The organism is Prosthecobacter sp. GW821-HT29F12, from assembly GCF_058803405.1.
In genome coordinates this window covers 639,058-659,485 of the sequence record NZ_CM179517.1, presented here as the reverse complement: position 1 = coordinate 659,485, position 20,428 = coordinate 639,058, and the positions used below count along the sequence as shown (strand labels likewise).

The window sequence follows — 20,428 nt, the reverse complement described above, 5'->3', positions numbered from 1 at the left end:
TCGTTCATCGAATACCGGCCAGGATCTTCGTCACGGCCTGGACCGTTTCCGCTTTCGCCGTGCAGCGATGTGAGTAAGGCACGAGAGTTTCCGAAGCCGCTCCATCCAGATGCGCGCTCCAGTAGGGCACGATCCCGTCGCTGCTCGCGCGGCATTCGGCCGCACGGCGTGTGGCGATGATGGAATGAAACGGCACCGTCATGGAATGCCGCGCCAGCGCTCGTAAAAAAGGATGCTTCGCCGCCAGATTTTCCACACCTCCCACGCCCCACGCATGAAAGTCCCGTGACGCGGGATGAATGAATGATGCCGGCAGCGCCATGAGCGCCTTCACCTGCTCCCCTGCCGTCTTGGGCAGAAACAGCGCCGTCCGCACCAGCGTCCGCAGCACACTGTTGTCAGCCAGCACGCTGCCCTGATGCGGCGTGCTGATGAACACCACCGTGCCGATGTCATTCCGCCTCTTGAAAAAAAACGACTGCTGCAGCATGTGCCGCGTGGTCGCATCCACTTCTCCTTCCACGCGCTCCGGGCTCACGTCAAAAAAGGCACGCCAGAAATCCTCGCCTGAATCAATGACCTGCATGCGTGCCAGCAGGCCGCCCATGCTGTGCCCTACCAGCACCATGCGGCCAAACCCGGCATTCTCGTGCCGTGCATCAAACCGGCTGCGGGCCTGCGTCAGCAGCTCCCTGAGCCGTGCCGCCGAGGCTGGAATCGGCAGCTTGCTGGGATAGCTGAAGCACACCGGCTGGTAACGACGGCGCAGGCCCTCATCCGCATACATCTCATTGACGCAGTTTTTCCAAACATCCGACCCCGCCAGCATGCCATGCACAAAGATTACCGGCACCTTGCCCTTGTCATAGCGGCTGAGGAAAAACAACCGTGACGCACGCTCACCCGAGGCGGAGGCGGCCTGCTGCCCCTCCCCTTTTTCTTCCACACGCGCATCCGTCAGCGTGCCCTGCAGGGCCGCCGTGAGGTTCTCTGCCAGCGGCTGGACTTGTCCGCCCACCGCGATCTCCGACACCGCCAGCGGATTGTAAAATCGCAGCCGTGCCTCCGCTGCATGCCCCGGCACATCAGGTGGAAACTCCAGCACCGCCGTGGCTGAAAGGCATTCACCTTGCGGCGGCTGAAACCGCCGCTGCACACGCACCGCATCATCCTGCGCCAGCACCACGGGCACGCCAATGCCGCCATGCGCCACCACCCTGTGAAATCCATGCAGCCTCACCTCAGCCGCAGGCCGGCAATGCGCGAACTCCGCCAGCGCCAGCGTGCGTGTTGAATCAGATGGCACAGGTGCATCAAACGTCAGACGCCATCTTCGCATACCCCCGGTTTGCATCTCCTTCCCCCACGCCGCCGTTCCTTCTCGGGCACGGAGAGATTGCACCACCTGCGCCACCGCGTGGTCATACTTCAGCAGCGCCGTTTGCGCCGTCACTGTGCCGGGCTTTTCATGCTGCATCACCAGCCACGCCTCGTGCGCCTCCTCCAGGCTCGCACTCGGCAGCCCCTGGCAGGCCGCCAGATTGAATACAGATGCAATGACAATGGCGAAGGTGAGCATGCGCGTCATGTCTGTTTGGCATTCCCATGCCATTGCGCACCCACGCGTGGATCACGCAGGCTTCGAAGCACATCCAGCATCGCATGCCGGTAGCTCGGAAAGGGCGCGCGTTCGTCAGGTGTCTTCGGCAGGATCTCATCCTTGCGGTGAGGCAGCTCAGCGTGCGGTATGCCCACATGCAGATGATGCACGCCATGATAAGGCTCATGCAGCAGCGTGAAGGCCACCAGCCGTCCGGTCCATCCCTCGGCCACGATGTGCCGCGTCGCGCTGTTCACCGTGTTCCCGGTCAGACCCACATGCTCCACATACTTGCGCCAGCTTTGCAGATTCCCCGCGATGAATGCCGGAGCAAAATACATCCACCCAAAGTAATACCACACCTGCCAGTATGAAACGGCGGCAATGATCCCGATCCACACCACCACCATCAGCGCCAGCTCCATCCAGATGCGCTTCCGCACCTTCGGGCTGCGTATAGGCGAGCCCTTTCGGAGAAAAGACCGCAGAAACAAAAACGGCGTGTACACTATTCCGCAAGTCAGCTCAAGAAATGCCACCAGCACCCGGCTCCACCGCGGTGCCTTCGTGAAAACAAACGGCCACAGCTCCTCATCACGCTCCGTGGCAAAGTACGCATGATGCGTCTGATGCGCCGCACGGTACAGGCTGAAGCTCATGAAGCTGAAGACCCCCAGCAGCACGCCATCAAATTCATTGAAGCGCCGGTTTCTCCGCAGCAGCCCATGCGTCGCCTCATGAAAGCCCACCGCCGCCCCATGCATGAGATGCGCCACCAGCAGCACCAGCGGCACAGCCCACCACAACGAAGCCCCGCTGTGCAGCACCGCCCAAAGCCCGATTTCGGCAAACAAAAACAAAAACACCACGATCTGAAAAGCCGAGCGGCTCACCCAATGTGTTTTGACGGAGGGTTCAGTTTTCATCGCAGTGTCGTCATCAATGCAGCCGTTAAAATTTCCGGCGACTGGCACACACCGGCGAGCACATCGAGATACATGCGCCCCACCTGCTCAATGTCTGCCAATGTGAATTGGTTCGCGTGAAACAGCCACGCGACCTCCATCGCCTCCCCTTCCTCATTGATCTCACACGCCAGGTTGAATCGAGACGTCCCCGTGCTGCGCATGCGCAGTTGCAGCGAAAGCCCCGGCACCGCCACATCAGGAATCGGATGATTCTGCAGCGCAAAACGCACCTCAAAAATCGGATTGTGCCCCGGAGGTGTCGCAATGCCCAGGGCACTCACCAGTTCCGCAAACGGAATCGCATTCGCAAACGACTCCACCGTCGTCTCATGCACCGCATGCAGACTCTCGGCAAACGACCGCGTGCGATCAATCTGACCGCGCAGTGGCACAATGCCGGAGCAGTAGCCCATCGTCTCGCGCGCCGCCTGCGTGCTGCGGTTTGCCACCGGCGTACCGACCACGATGTCATCCTGCCCCGTCCACTTCGACAGCGTGATTTGAAACGCCGTCAGCAGCGTGCTGAAAAGCGTCGCACCATTCCGGCGCGCCAGTTCCCTCACTGCTCGGCCAAGTTCGCCAGACACCTGCGTCACGCAGCGCTTCATCTCACCGCTCACGGCGGTGTTCCAGAGCCGTGGCGCTCCAGCCAGATGCGTTTTCCAAAACTCCAGCCGTTGTTCCAATACCGCAGGCTGCCAGAAAGCACGCTCCGCAGCACCCCACTGCCCATACGTCTGCGGCACCGCTGTCAGAGCCGCGTGATTTCCCCGCACTCCCTGCATGTAGGAGGCAAACAAATCCTGCACAAACACACCCAGCGTCCAGCCATCCGCAATCGCATGATGAATCACCAGCACCAGCACATGCTCGTCCGCAGAGCGCCGAAACACCTCCGCGCGGTACAGCGGCCCTTGCACCAGGTCAAACGGACGGCTCGCAATCTCCCGCGTCAGTTCTTCGATCGCCTCCGGCTCTTGCTGTTCCGGTGACAGCTCATGAAAGCGCAGCGCAGGCACCGCCGTCCGGCGGATCATCTGCATCGGCTGCACCTTGCCCGGCAGGATCGAAAGCCGTAGCACCTCCTGCCGGTCCACCACTTTTTGCAGCGCCGCCTCGCTCCCTTGCGGTGTCAGCAGTCCACGCACCTGAATCAGTGCGCAGATGTTGTTGGACACATCCCCGGCAGGCACAGGCGCCGCCTCCCACAGCTCGCGCTGCGGAAAGCTCAGCGGCTGCAGGCGGATTTCTCCGCTCGCCAGCCATTGCTTCAGCCGTGCTCGATTGTCTTCAGACATCAGGCTTGAGCCTTCAGCGCCTGGGGTTTTTCATCCTCGATGTCGGCATCATCCAGCAAGCGGTCAATCTCTTCATCACTCAGCGCCTCCAGATCCACGTCCTCCGTTGCCACGGGTTCCGCAGGCTCTGCAGGTGCTTGCGGTGCAGCCGCTGCTCCCATGTGTTCAGAAATCAGTGTCGCGATCTGCCCGATCGTGCGCGCACGCATCAGGCTCGCCGGCGGCAGCGCCACTCCGATGGAGCTCTCGATCGAATTTTCGATCTCCACCGCCATCAGTGAATCCAGCCCCAGGTCCGTCAGCGGCTGGTCAAAGCGCAGCCCCTCAGGTTTCACCCGCAGCACAGAACCCACCACATCACGCACCGCCTGGCCGATCACATCCGCACGCTCCGCAGGTGCGGCAGATTCAATCTTGCGCCGCCAGTCGCTCTTCGCACCGCTCGCTTCCGGTGCGTCCACGCCGGCCGCATAGATGCGCTCCAGCAAAGGACTCTCCTGGCTGCCACGGAATGACTGCCGCCATTTCGACCAGTCCACCCGCATCGCCATCGCCTGCGTGGCACCGGCATTAAGATAAGACTCCGTCAAAAAAACCACTTCACGCGGAGACAGCGGCGTGGTGCCCTGACGCGCCAGATATTCAGCCACACGTTCATTGCGTGCCACATACCCTTCTCCGCCCAGCGCGCCCCAGTTGATCACCAGCGCCGGCAGCCCCATGGCCGCGCGGTGATGTGCCAGTGAATCCAGGAACGCATTCGCAGAGGCATAGTTCGCCTGTGCCGAATTTCCAAAAATGCTCGAGACAGACGAGAACATCACGAAGCAGTCCAGGCTCATGCCCAGCGTGCCTTCATGCAGCATCCACGCACCGTGCGCCTTCGGTGCCAGCACCGTGCGCATCCGCTCACGTGTCAGCGCCGCCATCGGTGCATCATCAATCACCATCGCCAGATGAAACACGCCCTTCAGCGGAATCTTCGTCGTGGCGATCTCCGCCAGCAGTCGCTGGATGTCTTCAGGCGCACCGGCGTCTGCCAGCACCACCTTCACATCCACACCACGTGCGCGCAGTTTCTTGAGAAAGTCTTCCGCCACAGGCGTGCTCGGTCCGCTGCGGCTGCTCAGCACCAGATGCTTCGCGCCACAGTCGGCCAGCCACTCGGCCAGCACCTTGCCAAATCCGCCAAACCCACCCGTGATCAGGTAGCAGCCGTCCGCCTTCACCGCAAAGCCCGGCGTCAGCGGCTCGCCACGTCTCACCACAAACGGCTCTGGGAATGACACGATCACTTTGCCCGTGTGCCTGCCCTGCGCCATCAGGCGGAAGGCCACATCAATGCGGCACGCCGGGAAAGCGCGGAACGGCAGCGCATGCAGCGCCTTCTTCTCCACCAGTTCGGCGATCGTTCCCAGCAGCTCGCGCGTCTGCTCTTCATCATCACTGAAGATCGCATCCATCGCCACCACGTGGAATGAAGCGTTCTTCCGCAGATGCCACAGCGGGATGCGGCTGTTTTGATAAATGTCCCGTTTGCCGATCTCAATGAACCGGCCCGACTGCGCCAGACAGGAAAGTCCCATCGGGATGGCTTCAGCAGCCAGTGCGTTCAGCACCACATGCACGCCTTTGCCATGCGTCAGTTCCATCACCGCCTCGGCAAAGTCGCCACGCCGTGAGTCGATCACATGCTTCACACCCAGCACAGAAAGCAGCGCGCGCTTCGCCGGACTCCCGGCGCTGGCGATCACTTCCGCCCCCAGATGATGCGCGATCTGGATCGCCGCCATGCCCACGCCACCTGCACCCGCATGAATCAGGATGCGTTCGCCCTTCTTCAAATTCGCCGCCGTCTTCAGCGCATACCATGAAGTCATGAAGACCACCGGCAGCGTCGCCGCTTCTTCAAACGACAGCCCTGCAGGAATCACACGCACATCAGCGGCGCGCGCCATGGAATACGTCGCAAGTCCAAACACCGCCAGGCCAAACACACGGTCGCCGGTCTTCACATGCGTCACACCGCTGCCCACCGCCTTCACGATCCCGGCCACTTCATCGCCAAAGACACGCGCATCCGCCGTTTCGGCAGGATACAGCGCCAGCGCCTTCAGCACATCGCGGAAATTCATCCCCGCCGCCTTCACTTCAATGACAACTTCACCTGCACCGCACGGTGGCAGCGCAAAGGGCACCAGTTTCAGCGCATCCAGCAGACCGCGCTCACGCGACTCCAGCCGCAGCGGCACGCTCGCATCCAGCACCTGCTCACGCGGTTGCAGCCCTCGGTTGATGCGCCGCACATAGCGCGTTTCACCACGGTAGGCGATCTCGCGCTCCGCATCCTCCTGCTGCAGTTCAGTCCAAAGCATCCCCTTGTCTGCGGCAGAAGCCTCAGGTGGCAGGTCAATGCCACGGCAGGTGTAGTTGCTGTGCTCATTGGCAATCACACGCATCAGGCCGATCGACGGCCCCTGCGCCAGCGCCACCTTGTTGTTCCGGCCCACAGCTTGGGCACCACGCGTCACCACATCGATCCGCAGCTTGGCCGCCGGATTCAGCAGCTCCAGCGCCTGCGTCAGGTGAAACAATCCATCCGTTCCCATCATCGCGGCATCCTTGCCAGCCACGGGTTCCTGCTCATCCAGGCTCCACAGATAGACAAACCGCTCCGGCACTTCATCCGCGCAGGCTTTCAGCAGCATCTGCCAGTCTTCCAGCGACTCCGCACGCAGGGCAAAGGCATCCGTGCCTTCCGGCTCAAAGGCATTGCCTCGGTGAGCCACGCGGCAGTTCACTCCGCTCTCACGCAGTTGCACTGCCAGCTCATCTCCCAGCCCGCCTGCATCCGCCATCACCAGCCAGGATTTCTCCACCGGTACTTCCGCCAGAGCAGGCTCGGCATGCACCGCCTCGCTCCACGGCTTGCGTGCCATGAGCCCGATCAAGCTTTCGCCGCCTTGGGAGCGGATCAAACCGGAGAGCGAAACCGTTTCGCTGAATCCCGTCTCGCCCAGCACCTTCTGCCATTGCTCACGCTCCAGCAGCGGATGATTCGGCCGCAGATCACGGTCCGTGAAACGCCACCAGCCGCTCGTCAGTCCAAAGACCGCGTTCAGCCACAGATGCGGCGTCGCCACATCCACAAACATCAGGCTGCCACCGGGCACCAGCAGCTCATTGAGATTGCGCAGAGCGCTGCGCACATCGCTCACCGCATGGATCACATTCGTGCCGAGGATGATGTCAAACGAGCCAGCCTTGAACTCCTGCTCCGTGCCGGGCTTCTCCAGATCAAAGACCTGATACTCCACTTCGGCGAAGCTGTTCAGCTTCTGCTTCGCCGCAGGAAAGAAAGCCGGTGAGACATCGCTGAACACATAGGTATGCACGCCACGCTCCAGGCAGGGCAGCACCTGAGAGGCCAGCCCGCCCGTGCCTGCGCCGATTTCCAGGATGCGCAGCCCGCGTCCTTCCGGAAGCTGACGCGCCGCCTCGCTCACCGCACTGGCCATCGCCGCCAGCCATGGGCTCGTCACGAGTCCATCGCCATAAAATTGATCCAGCAAATCCGCACCACCACTGGCAAACAAGACCTGCACCGCCTCCTTCTCACCACGCATGATGGGCCCAAGCTCCCCACAGGTGGCGCCGCAAATCAGCGCCTCCGGCAGATGGCCCGGATACAGGGAGATGCATGAACTCAGCAGCGCCGCTGACGAATCCGCTGCCTTCGTGAAGGCCGGTGTCGTCTGATACCCCGCACCTTTCAGGATCAGCAGCTTTTGCTTCACCAAGTTGTTCATCAGCTGCACAAACGAGCGCTGCATCGAGTCGCTCACGCCGAGTGATTTCGCCGTGAATTCCCCTTCCGCACCCATCGCACGCAGACCGCTCGCCACTTGCGCGGCGGTCAGTTCATCACCAGCGGCGCTCGCCGCATCCAGGTTGTTGCGTCCGCGCATGTCCAGCACTTCATCCAGCGCGCTCTGCGCCGCCGCATGCAGCCGGCTCAGTGCCACCGGGGCCGCAGCAGCGGGTTTGTTCCCCAGCTTGCGCTCCTCCCAGGCGATGTGATACGTCACATCACGGCCCTTGCCGTTTTTACCGGTGCGCTTTGATCCTTCCACGCTGATCGCACGGAATCCGTCAATGCGCACACACGGCCGGCCCGCCTCGTCATACAGGTCGATGCCGCCTTCCACGAATTCATCATTCGCATCCTTCACTCCCGCACACACCCGGCTCGAAGCCCCCGGCGTGCGCAGAAACAAGATGCGTGAAAAGCGCACCGGCAGCCGCAGTCCGGCCGTGCGTCCTTCCACCGTCGCCGCACCTGCGGAGAAGATTTGCAGCGCGCCATCAAACAGCACCGGATGCAGCGGATACTCCGCCGCACGTGGTGCGATGGCAGCACTCAGCGCCACGCGTCCTGCCGACTTGCCGGCATTCGCGGACAGCTCACGAATCGGTCGAAACTCCTCACCGTAGCGCAGTCCCATGTCACTCATGTGATCATAGAAAGTGTCCAGCCCCACCGCAGGCAGCTTGGACGCCTCCCAGGTCGTTGCAGCAAAGGAGGACTCGGTGCGCTCACCGCGCATCGCACCCACCACGTGAGTGGACCATGAGGCCCCGTTTTCAAACTTGCTCTGAATGGAGAACGTGCGCTCCGTCAGATCATACGTCAGCTCCATCAGCAGCCCGGACGGTGGATCAGGCAGAATGAGAGGCTTGCGGATCTCGAAGTCTTCAATGACGAAGGCCTTGCCCTCAAACAACTCCACCCCGGCCTCCAACGCCATTTCCACGAATCCTGCGGCAGGAAAGATGATGAGGTTCTCCACACGATGATCCTTCAGGAAGGCCATGTGGCGGTTGTCCAGCCGCGTGATCCACGTCGGCGTGGATCGCGCGAGGCGGATGTCCAGCAGACCCTTGCCTCCCGGAGCCAGCCGCCCTTCGCGCATCTCGGCAGATTCATTCCACCACCGGCTCTTGTCCCAGGCATACGTCGGCAGCGTCAGATGACGCCGCGATGGCGTGAGCGCCTTGAAGTCCAGCACCACTCCCGCCAGATGCAGATCCAGCGCGGTTTCCAGCAGAGACTCATGCTCGCGCTCACGGCGTGCGGAGGCCAGCACCGTGGCCTTGCCCCCATTTTCGCCCAGGCATTCCTGCATGGAGCGCACCAGCGCGGGATGCGCACCGATCTCCAGCCACACATCCGCTCCAAATTCCGCCACCGCAGCAATCGCATTCGCAAACTCCACCGGCTGCCTCACACCGCGTGACCAATGGCCCGCGTCACAAGAAGCACCACTCAGACGCCTGCCGGTCACCGTGCTGAAAAACGGCAGCTTTTCAGCCTGCGGTTTCAAATCGATCAGCGCCGCCTTCAGGGCATCCGCAGCGGATTGCATCATCGCATGATGAAACGGATGACTCACCTGCAAAAAGCGCGCAAACACGCCCTTCAGTTCCAGTTCGGCCGCGATGGCCTCCAGCGATGTCTTCAATCCCGACAACGTGAGCGAACGCGGCCCGTTGAAGGCAGCGATGCTCACCGCACGGTCATGCTTGGCGATCACCGCCAGCGCTTCTTCCGGGCTCATGCCCACCGCCAGCATCGTTCCGCCAGCTGCAGCGCATTCATCCATGAATCGCCCGCGCAGCACGATGATCTTCGCCGCTTGCTCCAGCGTCAGGATGCCTGCGATGCACGCTGCCGCCACTTCGCCCACACTGTGCCCGACGACTGCCGCAGGCTTGATGCCCCAGGACTGCCACAGCGCGGCAAGCCCCATCTGCATGGCGAAAATCGCCGGCTGCGAGATCGCCGTCTGCTGCATCTTCGTCTCCGCCTCGGGACGATTGAGTTCATCGATCAGTGAAAACTTCGCCCAGGGCTTCATCGCCTTGTCACAGGCTTCGATCATCTTTTGAAACACCGGCTCGTGCTTCATCAGCTCGCAGCCCATGCCCTGCCACTGCGGCCCCTGGCCGCTCATCACAAACACCACGCGTGCCGCATGCTCGGGCCGGGGCGTAAATGCACTGCGCATGCGCGGCCCGGGCTGACCCGACGCAAAGGCGCTGAGCTCCTGCACCACTTCGCCCAGCGTCCGCGCGGTCAGCGCCAGACGGTGGGAGTGATGATTGCGCCGAGCACCCAGCATGTAAGTGAGGTCCGGCAGCAACGGTGAGCTGCCGTTCAGCTTCGAATGCTCGTCCAGCCACACGCTCAACTGCCACGCCGCAGACTGCAGCGCCTTCTCAGACCGTGCGGAAAGTGTCAGCGGCCATGCGCGGTTGTTGCTGGGAGTCACATGCGCACGCGGCGCCTGCTTCGGTGCCTCGGACAAAATCACATGCGCATTGGACCCGCCAAAGCCAAAGGAATTCACACCCGCGAGACGCAGCGCTCCAAGCTCCGGAAACTCTTCGCTGACCACCGGCACGCGCAGCTTAAGCGCGGTGAAATCAATGTGCGGATTTGGCGATTCAAAATGCAGGCTCGCCGGGATGCGCCCGTGCTTGAGCACCAGCGCCGCCTTGACCAATCCTGCCACACCCGAGGCGGTTTCCAGATGCCCAAGATTCGTCTTCACAGATCCAATGATCAGCGGCGCATCCTCCGCACGCTCCGCACACAGGGCCTCGGCAAGTGCATGCGCTTCGATCGGATCTCCCACCGCAGTGCCCGTGCCATGCGCTTCCACATAGCCGATGTCTGCGGGCATCACGCCCGCCAGCACACACGCATCATGCACCAGATTGGCCTGCGCCTCCGGACTTGGCAGGGAGATGCCATTCGTATGCCCGTCTGAATTCACCGCAGACCCAATGATCACCGCATGAATCGGATCACCATCCGCGATGGCATCAGAGAGTTTTTTCAGCAGCACCATGCCCGCGCCTTCACCGCGCACGAAGCCATTCGCCGAGGCATCAAAGGCCTTGCATTTGCCCTCAGGCGAAAGCATCCCCGCCTGCGAAAATCCGATAAACCCATCCGGCGTGATCATCACCGTCACACCGCCGGCCATCGCCGTTTTGCAGCGCCCATCCAGGATGTGCTCGCACGCCACATGCACCGCCGTCAGGGCGGAGGAGCACGCCGTGTCCATCGCGATGCTCGGCCCCGTCAGATTCAAACAATACGAAATGCGGTTTGCCGCGATGCTGTGCGCGCTGCCCGTCGGCGTGTGCGCGCTGATGCCCGCACGATCCGTCGCCGTGTGCTGCAGGCCCTGGTAATCATTGTGCGAAATGCCGACGAACACACCGATGTCCGTGCCCTTGTCCAGATCCAGCACCACTCCCGCATCCTCAATCGCCTCATACGCCGTTTCCAGCAGCAGCCTCTGCTGCGGATCAATGTACGGCGCCTCACGCGGCGAGATGCCGAAGAACTGCGGGTCAAACTGGTCGATGCCGTCGATGAAGCCGCCGCGCTTGGCCACGGTCTTGCCCACGATGCCCGGCTCCGCGTCATAAAAGCGCTCCACATTCCAGCGGTCAGCCGGCACTTCACATACCGCATCACGCCCTTCCTCAAGCAGCTTCCAGAACGCCTCCACATCATTCACCCCGCCAGGGAAACGGCAGCCAATCCCGATGATGGCGACACTCTCCTTGTTTAAGATTGGAAGCGGGGGCGGCAGTGACGAAGCGGATTGATTGAGTGTGGGCATGTGTGTGATAAAAGGAAAAAAGTTCACGGCCCAGCTGCATGAGTCCGTCTTCACCGCTGACCTCCAGCGGCAGTGCCTTCCTTTAGCCCCTCCCACCCCATACCCACCATGGGGTAAAACCCTACCCTGGCCGCTAAACGCTCGAACAAGTGCCCCCTTGCGGTCAGTTCCAAAAAAGGTAATTTCCGGCATGACCATTGTCCTCGAACTACCCGATGCATGGAAGCGTCTGCTCGGCCTCGACACGGCTGACGCCGCCGGGCGCGCGCGTGAGATGCTGATCACCGAGAGCTATCGTGAAGGCAGGCTTTCGCGCGGTCAGGCTGCGGAAATGCTGGGGCTGGGCTTTCATGAGGCGGAGACCTTTTTCAAGCGGCAGGGCGCAGAGCAGCAGCCCTCCTGGGAGGAGCTTGAAGAGAGTTCTGCAAAGTTGCGTTCATTCTTGCAGGCATGAACTCGACCGGCGTGGTCGTGGCGGACACCACCCCGCTGAACTATCTCATCCTGATCGGACGCACCGATATTCTTGGCTCGCTCTTTGGAGAAGTCTTGATCCCCTCGGCTGTTCTCGCGGAACTTCGTCATCCCAGAGCTCCTGAAGCCGTGGAGCGCTGGCTCCAGGTGCCTCCGGCTTGGCTGCGGGTCATGCAGGTCCGTCATCTGGATGAGACTGTGCAGCTCGGCAAAGGTGAAACGGAGGCCATCAGTCTCGCTCTGGAGCAAAGGCTGAAAGTGGTCCTGATGGACGAACGCCGCGGCAGGATGGCGGCGGAAACACGCGGCCTGCTGGCTGTTGGCACGCTTAACTTGATTGACCTCGCAGATGAACGCCGGCTCTGCAATGGCATCGAATTGCTTGAAGATCTGCGGCAAACAACCTTCCGCGCCGATGCAGAACTGCTGAAGCGCTTTGAAGCTCGGATGCAGGCGCGGTGGAAATGATCCCGGCAGGCCCCGTCTCCCCATATGGGGTCTTACCCTACCTGCCCACTTAGCCATTGCTTCCCACCCCCAGTCGCAGCGATAACTTTCCACATATGTGTGGCATTGCTGGTATCATGGATCTGGCCGGAAGGCGTACGGTGTCTGAAGGTGTGGTTGAACGCATGGCTCGCGCCCTGACTCACCGAGGCCCCGATGAAGAAGGCTTTTTCAAGCGCCCCGGCGTCTCACTCGCTTCCCGCCGTCTCAGCATTGTCGGCCTCGCCGATGGCCAGCAGCCCATGTGCAATGAAGACCAGAGCGCCTACACCGTTTACAACGGCGAGTTCTTCGATTTCCCTGAAAAGCGCGCCGAGCTCGTTTCGCGCGGCCATGTCCTGCACACCCACTGCGACACCGAGATCATCCCGCATCTCTGGGAGGAAAGCCATGAGGGCATGTTCGAGCGCATGCGCGGCCAGTTCGCCGTGGCCTTGTACGATGTCACGCGCCACCAGCTCACCCTCGGGCGCGATCGCTTCGGCATTGCCCCATTGTATTGGACACGCCAGGGCGACTGGCTGCTCTTTGCCTCCGAGATCAAAGGCCTGCTGGCTTCTGGTATGTTCACCCCGCAGGCGGATTTGAAGGGCATTGATCACATCTTCACCTTCGGTGCCATGCCCGGCCCGACGACATGCTTCGCCGGCATCCACCTCCTCCCCGCAGGCCACTACCTGCAGATCACTCCCGGTGAGGCAGAGCCCATCAAGGAGCACACCTACTGGGAGATGGACTTCCCCAATCAGGGCGATGAAGACCCCACGACGGATCCCACCAAGCTCGTCGATGAGTTGGAGAGCCTTCTCCTTCAAGCTGTGGACAAACGCCTCCGCGCCGATGTCCCCGTCGGCGCCTACCTCTCCGGCGGCCTCGATTCCAGCATGATCGTCGCCATGGCCTGCAAGCTCAAAGGCGAATCCATCAACACCTACACCATTCGTGTCGATGATCCGAAGCTCGATGAACTCAGCGCCGCCCAGCGTACCGCCAAACACATCGGCACCAAGCCCCCCATCGTTCAGGACTTCCGCGCCAGCGATGCGCTGGACATGTACCCCCAGCTCATCCACGCCGCCGAAGCTCCCGTCATCGACACCTCCTGCGCCGCGCTGCTCATGCTCGCACGGCGCGTCCACACCAATGGTCAAAAAGTCGTCCTCACCGGCGAAGGCGCGGACGAATGGCTCGCAGGCTATCCCTGGTACAAGATCGCCAAGATCTTCGGCGCGCTCGATGTCATCCCCGGCCTGCGCCTCAGCGATCTCGCACGCCGCGCCTTCCTCCGCCTGAACAAAGTCCCTCACTATCCCGCCACCAGCCGCAAGATGTGGGAGGACGCCGTCGGCGGGCCCAATGCCTGGATCGACAGCTATGGCGTGCTCGCGCTCTCCAAACTCCGCTTCTACGGCGAGCCCATGCGCGAAGTCCTCGCCACCGCCCGCCCCTGGGAAAGCCTCGGCATGAATCTCGAGCGCGCCAAGCACTGGACCCCGCTCAATCGCAGCCTCTGGGTCGGCGCACGTGTCACCCTCGCCGGTCATCTGCTTCAGGCCAAAGGAGACCGCGTGGCCATGCACTCCTCCGTCGAAGTCCGTTACCCCTTCCTCGACGAAGACGTCTTCGACTTCACCTCCAAGCTCGCCCCGCAGTGGAAGCTCAAGGGCTTCCGCGACAAACACCTCCTGCGCCTCGTCGCCGAACGCTGGCTCCCGAAAGAAATCGCCCGCCGGCAAAAAGTCATCTTCCGCGCCCCGCTCGACAGCTTCCACATCGACCCCGAGCCCAAATTCGTCAGCGAGCTTCTCAGCGAAGAATCCCTGCGCCGCACCGGCTACTTCGACATCGCCCAGGTCCGCCACTGGCGGAAAGCCTTCCGCGAGCTCCGTGCCGGCTCCCTCCCGCGCCTCTCCGTCGAAATGGGCCTCGCCGCCGTCGTCGCCACCCAGCTCTGGCACCACACCTTCATCGACGGCACCCTCGCCGATCTCCCCACCTCCGCACCAAGTAAAGTGTAGGACGATCTCAGCCCCCCTACAGCCGCAGCCTTCGGAACGCGGAATTGATTCCTCAGCACTCCGCAAACACCTGCGGCATGAATGGCTCTCAGTGATGGGAACCTCCCTAGCAGGCTGTCTCCTTGTCTTGAAGGCCAACGGCCTTCCGTATTTCAGCCCAGGGGTGCCGAGCTTTAGCGCAATGCCGTTAAGCAATGTTGACGACTTGATATAGAGGGGCAGCGGTGATGGAAGTAGGTGAGGTCATGCGCGGCCAGTCCTTCACGGACTGGCGCACCTTGCGCTGACAACTTCTGGCACGTCTTGGAGGCAGCGCATATGCGGCGATTTGAGCCCGCACCCGCCGCACTAGCTCGGCTTGCGAGGACTGGTCCATCAACCCCTGCGCCGAGCTGAGCACCAGCCACAACGCCTGGGTGTGCTCAAGACAGATGCTCAGGCTGATGCGCATCACTCCGGCGGCCTGCACCTCGCCCCCGGCTTGTGCGGCCGCCGCCAGGCGTTCTTCTGCAACCAGTGTGCAGGCCATGAGCAACGCAGCGATCTCCTGCTGTGCCGTCTCCGGCGTATGGCTTTGCAGCAGTCCGTTGCGCGCCACCTGCAGCTTGAGCTCACGGTAGAACACCTCCTGCTCCCAGCGCCGTGCATAAAGTTCGAGAACCTTCTGCGCCCCGGCCTGCTCCACGCTCAGGCTGGTCCACAGCCGCACCTCCACCCACTTGTTTTGCATGCGGCTCCACACGCGTCCGCGCACTTCGCGCACCACCAGCGTTTTGAGCACCCGGCGCCACTTGACCTTGTCACACAGGCGCACCTCCACCATGGCAGAGCCGTCGTCCAGCGGCATGCGCACCGCGGCGGCGAGCTTGTCTTTGACCCGCACCAGATAGTGTTGCGCCCTGGCCGTGTCGCATTGCTGCTGCAGCGTGTCGAGCACCGATGCATACCCGTAGAGGCGGTCAAGGATCAGCAGGCAGTGCTGCGGCAGAGCCTGCAGCAGCGGCAGGCTCAGTGCCTGCTCGCTCTCCCCATCAAGCCCCAGCGTGGCGTGCAGCGGCGCATGGGTGCCCAGCTCCACGAGCGCGGACATGCGGATGTGGGCGAAGGCGGCGCTGCCGCTGCGCGTCTGCATCTTGGTGATGCGTTCAAGCTGCTGTGCAGTGTTGGTCACGTTCCAGCGTGTGCCGTCGATGCCGAGGAGCCGCAGCCCCGCAAAAAAGCAGCTCTCATGCAGCTGCGCATCAGCCAGCGGCCGCAAGGTCTCGCGCATGATGAGCAGGAAGATGTCCCCGCCAAGCTGCTGGCGGCGCTGGCTGAGGGCGGAGTCACTGAGAGTCATGCCGAAAAAATGGCGCAGACATTGGGAGAAGCGACCGGCAAAAGGCAGCGTGTGCGCGATGAGGCCAACGATGATCTGCCAGGTGAAAATCTTGCGGCGGGGCCCCTGGTGGCGTTCCAGGTCGGCAGTCTCAAGTTCATCCCTGCTCCATTGCAGCAGCCTGAGAATGCGGCTGACGAGATCAACGGGCTGGTCGTGGGCAACAATAGCATGGCATGGCGGGGGCATCCCATGTCAGTTAACCATGAAACAACAATGTACAGTAATTATAGCTTAACGGCATTGAGCTTTAGCGAGCGCTCCCCTGGGTTCTGGCATCCAGTCCGGGAAGCAAACCCAGCACTTCTTCACGCGACGCTGGGCACCAGCAGCGTCTGCTACGCCATCACGCCGCAGGAAGCCGTGTCCGCACCCCATGGCCTCCATCCCCGGCTTCGACCCCTAAACTCCACAGGCTACAAAATAATATAAAATACAATCCCTACCTCACGGAATCTTCGCCAGCTCCGCCCGGCCCAGCGCCTTCACCTCCGCATCATCCTTCTCCATGTCAGGCATCGTCAGCCCCTTCTCGATGTACTTCCGCGCCTCTTCATTCTTCCCCATGTGCGCAAACGTACGCCCCAGCTCGATGAAATGCCGTGGGCGCCGCGGATTGATCGCAATCGCGCGCTCAAAGCACTTCACCGCAGCCTCATTCGTCGTCGTCGGCAGCTTGCCGTAGATCAGTCCGCCCAGCATATGTTTCAGCGTGCCCACATTGGCCAGCACCTGATGCCACCTCCCCAGCACATGCCAGGCCACATCATTGCGCGGATTCAGGGCGATGGCACGGTCCGCGCCCGCTTTGATCAGCGGCGTCGCCGCCACCTGCTCCTTGTTCCCCTGATACGGCAGCATGCGCCCGTAAGTGATCGCCGGTGAGATCTGCGCGTCCGAATCATTCGGCCCCAGCTTGGCCGCACGCTTGCCATAGTCCAGCGCCACCGCACCGATCCTGAGCTTCTCCGCCCCCGTGCCCGCGTCAGACATCAGATGCCGGTACTGCCGCGCGATGCGCACCAGCAGGGCCACATTCCCAGGCTCCAGCTTCTCCGCCGGCAGATAGTACCGCAGCGCATCATTGGCCTTAAATTGGACATCATACACATCACCGCTCTGCATCAGCTCAGTCGCGCTTTGCGCACGGCTGGTCGTACAGGTGAGCAGCAGTGCTGCGGCATAGAGAGTGGTTCGGCAGAGGGAGGATAGGTACATGGTGTTAGTTTTGGTGTTCAATCAGTCGGCCCGCATTCAGGAGTGCGGCCTCGCTCAGGCGCGGACCCACCAGTTGCAGGCTGGTCACGGGAGTCGTCTTGCCCTGGGGCGGCATCGAAATCGGAATGGCCAGCGCGGGATTGCCCGCATAGTTCACCGCCACGGTGTTCTGCATCTCAAACACCCGCAGTTCAAACACCACATCAGAGCCCCAGTACGGCATCTTCGGCGGCAGTCCCTGCAGCGTCGGCACCGCGATGAAATCCACCCGCTTGAAAACCGACCGCAGCTCACGCTGCCAGGCCGCCTTGCGCTTCACCGCCCCGGCATAGCCAAATTTGTAATCCAGCTCGCCCTTCGCCAGCACCAGCTTCGTCAGCAGGCTCACGCCTTTTTGGTTCGCGTACTTCTGGTCGTTGTACCACGCATCCCCCAGCGCCACCACCTTGCCGTCCTTCTCCGCAGCACGCCATTTTTTCTCGAAGTCCTTGCTCAGTCTCACGATCTTGAAATGCCTCGCCGTGAGCTCCGCGTCGATCGCCTTGTCGATCGCCGAATCCGTCCCGTTCAAATACAGCCGGCCGATCGTGATCTGTCGCGCCCGTGGTTTGTCAGCCACCGCCTCCCGGTACTTTCCCGCAAACCCACGCTGCAGCAGATCCATGCCCTGCGCCAGATCGCCAATGTTTCGCGCCAGCGGCCCCACCGTGTCCAGATGCTTCGGCGAGATCGGAAACACTCCCTTCGTGGACACCAGCCCAAAGGTCGTCTTCAGCCCATACACGCCGTTGCAGGCCGCCGGCACCCGGATGGATCCACCCGTGTCCGTGCCAAACGCCACGTCCGCCATGTGCGTGGCCACGGCCACCGCCGAGCCGCTCGAAGAACCACCCGGGATCACATCATCTTTGCCATCCAGCCGGCTCTTTGGCGTTCCAAAAAATCGGTTCTCCCCGGACACCGTCACCGCAAACTCCGTCAGATTCGTTTTGCCCACGATCTGCACATTGCGTTCCCGCGCCAGCGCCAGACACGGCGCATCACGCACCGCCGGGGCACTGTTCTTCGCCACAAACTCAGACCCCGCCGAAGTCACCCGCCCCTTCATGTCGATGTTGTCCTTCACCGCCAGCCGCAGCCCCTCGCCCTGCGCAGATGCCGGCCAGTAGCTGATGAACGCATGCGCACGCGCCTGCTTCAGCCGCCGCTCCTGCGGCGAGACACAGCCATCAAGCACCATCATCACCACCCCGCCAAGAACAAGACCCCACACACGCTTTTTTATCATATAGACGCTTAGCATGCCCCCGCACCACCGCCCCCACAATGGGGTGAACACTCCATAGCGCGGATGACAAACTCATCTCTCTGCTCGCAACTTTGATGGAAGGAATGCGCGGCAGGTACGGCGGCACGCGACTGCATCCGCAGCTTCTCAAAGCTTTGTTTCGCACACTGCGCACACCGCTTCCAAAGCCAAACCGCCGCCCCTGCCACAAAAACCCAGCGCCACCCATGCCCGCAAAAACCCTTTATTCCTACTTGCGTGGTGTATATTTGAGCATAATACATTCCACACATTCATCCTGACAACAGACTCCTCACGCAGTCATCCCCCACACACAAACCACCCTTCCTCACGCCATGTCTCAGCAAACCCCAGAAGCCGAAGTCGAGTCCTGGGTCGACATCGTCAAACACAAGGTCTCTGCGCTGCGATTCGGCTCTCTTCAGATCATCGTCCATGAAGGCCGCGTCACACAGGTCGAGAGCACGGAAAAGACCCGCCTTGCAGTTGAGCCCTTGGTCACTCAAACCAGAAGGTTGTTCCAGGCTGCCAGCTGACCTCATTCCCACCTCACGAATTCAAGCCATGTCATGCCACTCCAACATCGTTGAAACCATGGGCCGCACCCCGCTCCTCAGGCTCAACCGTCTCAGCGCAGGCGTGCACGCAGCGGTCGCCCTCAAGATCGTCACCATGGGGTGTTGCACCGGTGAACGCCACCTCTCCACCGCCCTCACCGAGGGCAGCCCGCAACCCAGTTGGATCCTAAAACGCCATGTCAGCCTTGCCTTCACCTCTTATCTACACCGGGGACAGCATCCCCCGCCCTCTCATCCGCCGCCGTCATTTCGTCCTGCGTGAGCCCACGCCCGAAATCGAGCGCAGCACCTTCATCCCCAAGATCATCTCCAAGCCGGTCAATCCCGGCTATGGCTTCAAGTTCGCCATCTTCGCCGGCATCCATGGCGATGAAGAAGCAGGCACGCTTGCCGCCTTTGACATCATCCGCTGGGCCTCCGAGCAGCCCGTGGAACTCCACGACTACGAGCTCCACATCTATCCCGTGTGCAATCCCACCGGCCGCCGCTCCCGCACCCGGCATTCCGGCAGCGGCATTGATCTGAACCGCCAGTTCTGGAATGAATCCGACGAGCCTGAAATCCAGTACCTCGAAGGCGAGCTGCGCCGTGAAAAATACGACGGCATCATCTCCCTGCATTCAGATGCAGACAGCGATGGCGTTTACGGCTTCGTCGGCGGCTCCTTCCTCAGCGAGCATCTGCTGAAGCCCGCACTGCGCGCCGCTTCCAAGATCCTTCCGCGCAATGACTCGCAGGTCATCGATGGCTTCCTCGCTGACAAGGGCATCATTCGCGAAGGCTACCTCGGCATGCTCACCGCACCTCCCGGCCAGTCCTCCTCAGCCCTGGAGATTGTCTTTGAAACCCCGTCTCTGGCGCCCATGCCCCTGCAGGTCTCCGCCACCGTCGTCGCCGTCAAAACCATCCTCGCACGCTACCGCCAGCTGCAGTCCTACGCCCCGAATCTCTAACCCCCATTCTTGGGAACATTGGATGCGCAGGCCGGTGCGGACAACGCACCGGCCTGCCTTTTTGTAGCAACACAACACTGTTCAACTGGCGGAGATTCCAATGCCATCGCTGCGGCTCGTGACCGCAGGCTTCGAAGCCGCCAATTTTCACCCCTTTTCCGGCGGCGCTGCGTTTCTCCAAACCATGCCGCAGGTGAACAAGAGGCCGATGCATCAGCTCACAAGTTTCAGCAGATGAAACAAGGCGAAATCGGCACTGCATAATGACAGCCGCAAAAAAATCGAGGCCAGATAAAAGCCTCACCCCGATGTTTCGGTAACTCTTTGTACTTCAAAGAGTGGTGCTCGGGAAGGGACTCGAACCCTTAAGCCTTTCGGCACAAGATCCTTAGTCTTGCGCGTATACCAATTCCGCCACCCGAGCAGG

At 61.6% G+C, this 20,428-nt stretch carries 12 protein-coding genes and 1 tRNA gene; 5 read left to right on the top strand and 8 right to left on the bottom strand.

All coding sequences use genetic code 11. The features are described from left to right. Positions 1 to 4: 4 nt before the first annotated feature. The 4 genes from AC3RLQ_RS02530 to AC3RLQ_RS02515 are packed head-to-tail and all read right to left on the bottom strand — an operon-like array spanning position 5 to position 11,566. Positions 5 to 1,588 carry an esterase/lipase family protein gene (locus AC3RLQ_RS02530; protein WP_493034036.1) on the bottom strand — a complete coding sequence of 528 codons (1,584 nt, stop codon included), beginning with the start codon at positions 1,586 to 1,588 and terminating at the stop codon, positions 5 to 7. Beyond that, on the bottom strand, positions 1,585 to 2,526 hold the full coding sequence (locus AC3RLQ_RS02525) for a fatty acid desaturase family protein (protein WP_493034034.1): 942 nt from the start codon (positions 2,524 to 2,526) through the stop codon (positions 1,585 to 1,587). Before AC3RLQ_RS02525 ends, AC3RLQ_RS02530 begins: the two co-directional genes overlap by 4 nt. Next, on the bottom strand, positions 2,523 to 3,866 hold the full coding sequence (locus AC3RLQ_RS02520) for a condensation domain-containing protein (protein ID WP_493034032.1): 1,344 nt from the start codon (positions 3,864 to 3,866) through the stop codon (positions 2,523 to 2,525). The genes AC3RLQ_RS02525 and AC3RLQ_RS02520 overlap by 4 nt, the downstream gene beginning before the upstream one ends. Then, positions 3,866 to 11,566 (bottom strand): SDR family NAD(P)-dependent oxidoreductase, encoded by a 7,701-nt coding sequence (locus AC3RLQ_RS02515; protein WP_493034030.1) that lies wholly within the window; start codon positions 11,564 to 11,566, stop codon positions 3,866 to 3,868. Before AC3RLQ_RS02515 ends, AC3RLQ_RS02520 begins: the two co-directional genes overlap by 1 nt. 190 nt (positions 11,567 to 11,756) lie before the next feature. Here AC3RLQ_RS02515 and AC3RLQ_RS02510 point away from each other — a divergent pair, with 190 nt between their 5' ends. From AC3RLQ_RS02510 to asnB, 3 genes are all read left to right on the top strand, one after another. Next, positions 11,757 to 12,020 carry a UPF0175 family protein gene (locus AC3RLQ_RS02510; RefSeq protein ID WP_422321383.1) on the top strand — a complete coding sequence of 88 codons (264 nt, stop codon included), beginning with the start codon at positions 11,757 to 11,759 and terminating at the stop codon, positions 12,018 to 12,020. Then, positions 12,017 to 12,508: a PIN domain-containing protein gene (locus tag AC3RLQ_RS02505; protein WP_493034027.1), complete on the top strand. Its 492-nt coding sequence runs from the start codon at positions 12,017 to 12,019 to the stop codon at positions 12,506 to 12,508. Before AC3RLQ_RS02510 ends, AC3RLQ_RS02505 begins: the two co-directional genes overlap by 4 nt. Before the next feature lie 95 nt (positions 12,509 to 12,603). Next, positions 12,604 to 14,565, top strand: coding sequence for an asparagine synthase (glutamine-hydrolyzing) (asnB, locus tag AC3RLQ_RS02500; protein ID WP_493034026.1), 1,962 nt, complete (start codon positions 12,604 to 12,606; stop codon positions 14,563 to 14,565). 187 nt (positions 14,566 to 14,752) lie between these two features. Here the strand turns inward: asnB and AC3RLQ_RS02495 are convergent, their stop codons facing one another. From AC3RLQ_RS02495 to AC3RLQ_RS02485, 3 genes are all read right to left on the bottom strand, one after another. After that, positions 14,753 to 16,132 (bottom strand): IS4 family transposase, encoded by a 1,380-nt coding sequence (locus AC3RLQ_RS02495; RefSeq protein ID WP_493029839.1) that lies wholly within the window; start codon positions 16,130 to 16,132, stop codon positions 14,753 to 14,755. A 258-nt stretch (positions 16,133 to 16,390) separates the two neighbouring features. Next, on the bottom strand, positions 16,391 to 17,161 hold the full coding sequence (locus tag AC3RLQ_RS02490; RefSeq protein ID WP_493034024.1) for a hypothetical protein: 771 nt from the start codon (positions 17,159 to 17,161) through the stop codon (positions 16,391 to 16,393). A 4-nt stretch (positions 17,162 to 17,165) separates the two neighbouring features. After that, a complete protein-coding gene (locus tag AC3RLQ_RS02485) occupies positions 17,166 to 18,449 on the bottom strand; it encodes an amidase (RefSeq protein WP_493034022.1) in 1,284 nt (427 codons plus the stop codon). A gap of 356 nt (positions 18,450 to 18,805) precedes the next feature. Between AC3RLQ_RS02485 and AC3RLQ_RS02480 the strand changes: the two genes are divergently transcribed. Beyond that, positions 18,806 to 19,006, top strand: a complete 201-nt coding sequence (locus AC3RLQ_RS02480) for a YezD family protein (RefSeq protein ID WP_493034020.1) — start codon at positions 18,806 to 18,808, stop codon at positions 19,004 to 19,006. 218 nt (positions 19,007 to 19,224) lie between these two features. Then, complete coding sequence (locus AC3RLQ_RS02475; RefSeq protein WP_493034018.1) at positions 19,225 to 20,001, top strand: M14 family metallopeptidase; 777 nt, start codon at positions 19,225 to 19,227, stop codon at positions 19,999 to 20,001. Positions 20,002 to 20,340: 339 nt separating this feature from the next. On the opposite strand, the gene AC3RLQ_RS02470 is transcribed toward AC3RLQ_RS02475, so the two are convergent. Further along, a tRNA-Leu gene (locus AC3RLQ_RS02470) sits at positions 20,341 to 20,425 on the bottom strand. Positions 20,426 to 20,428: the final 3 nt, after the last annotated feature.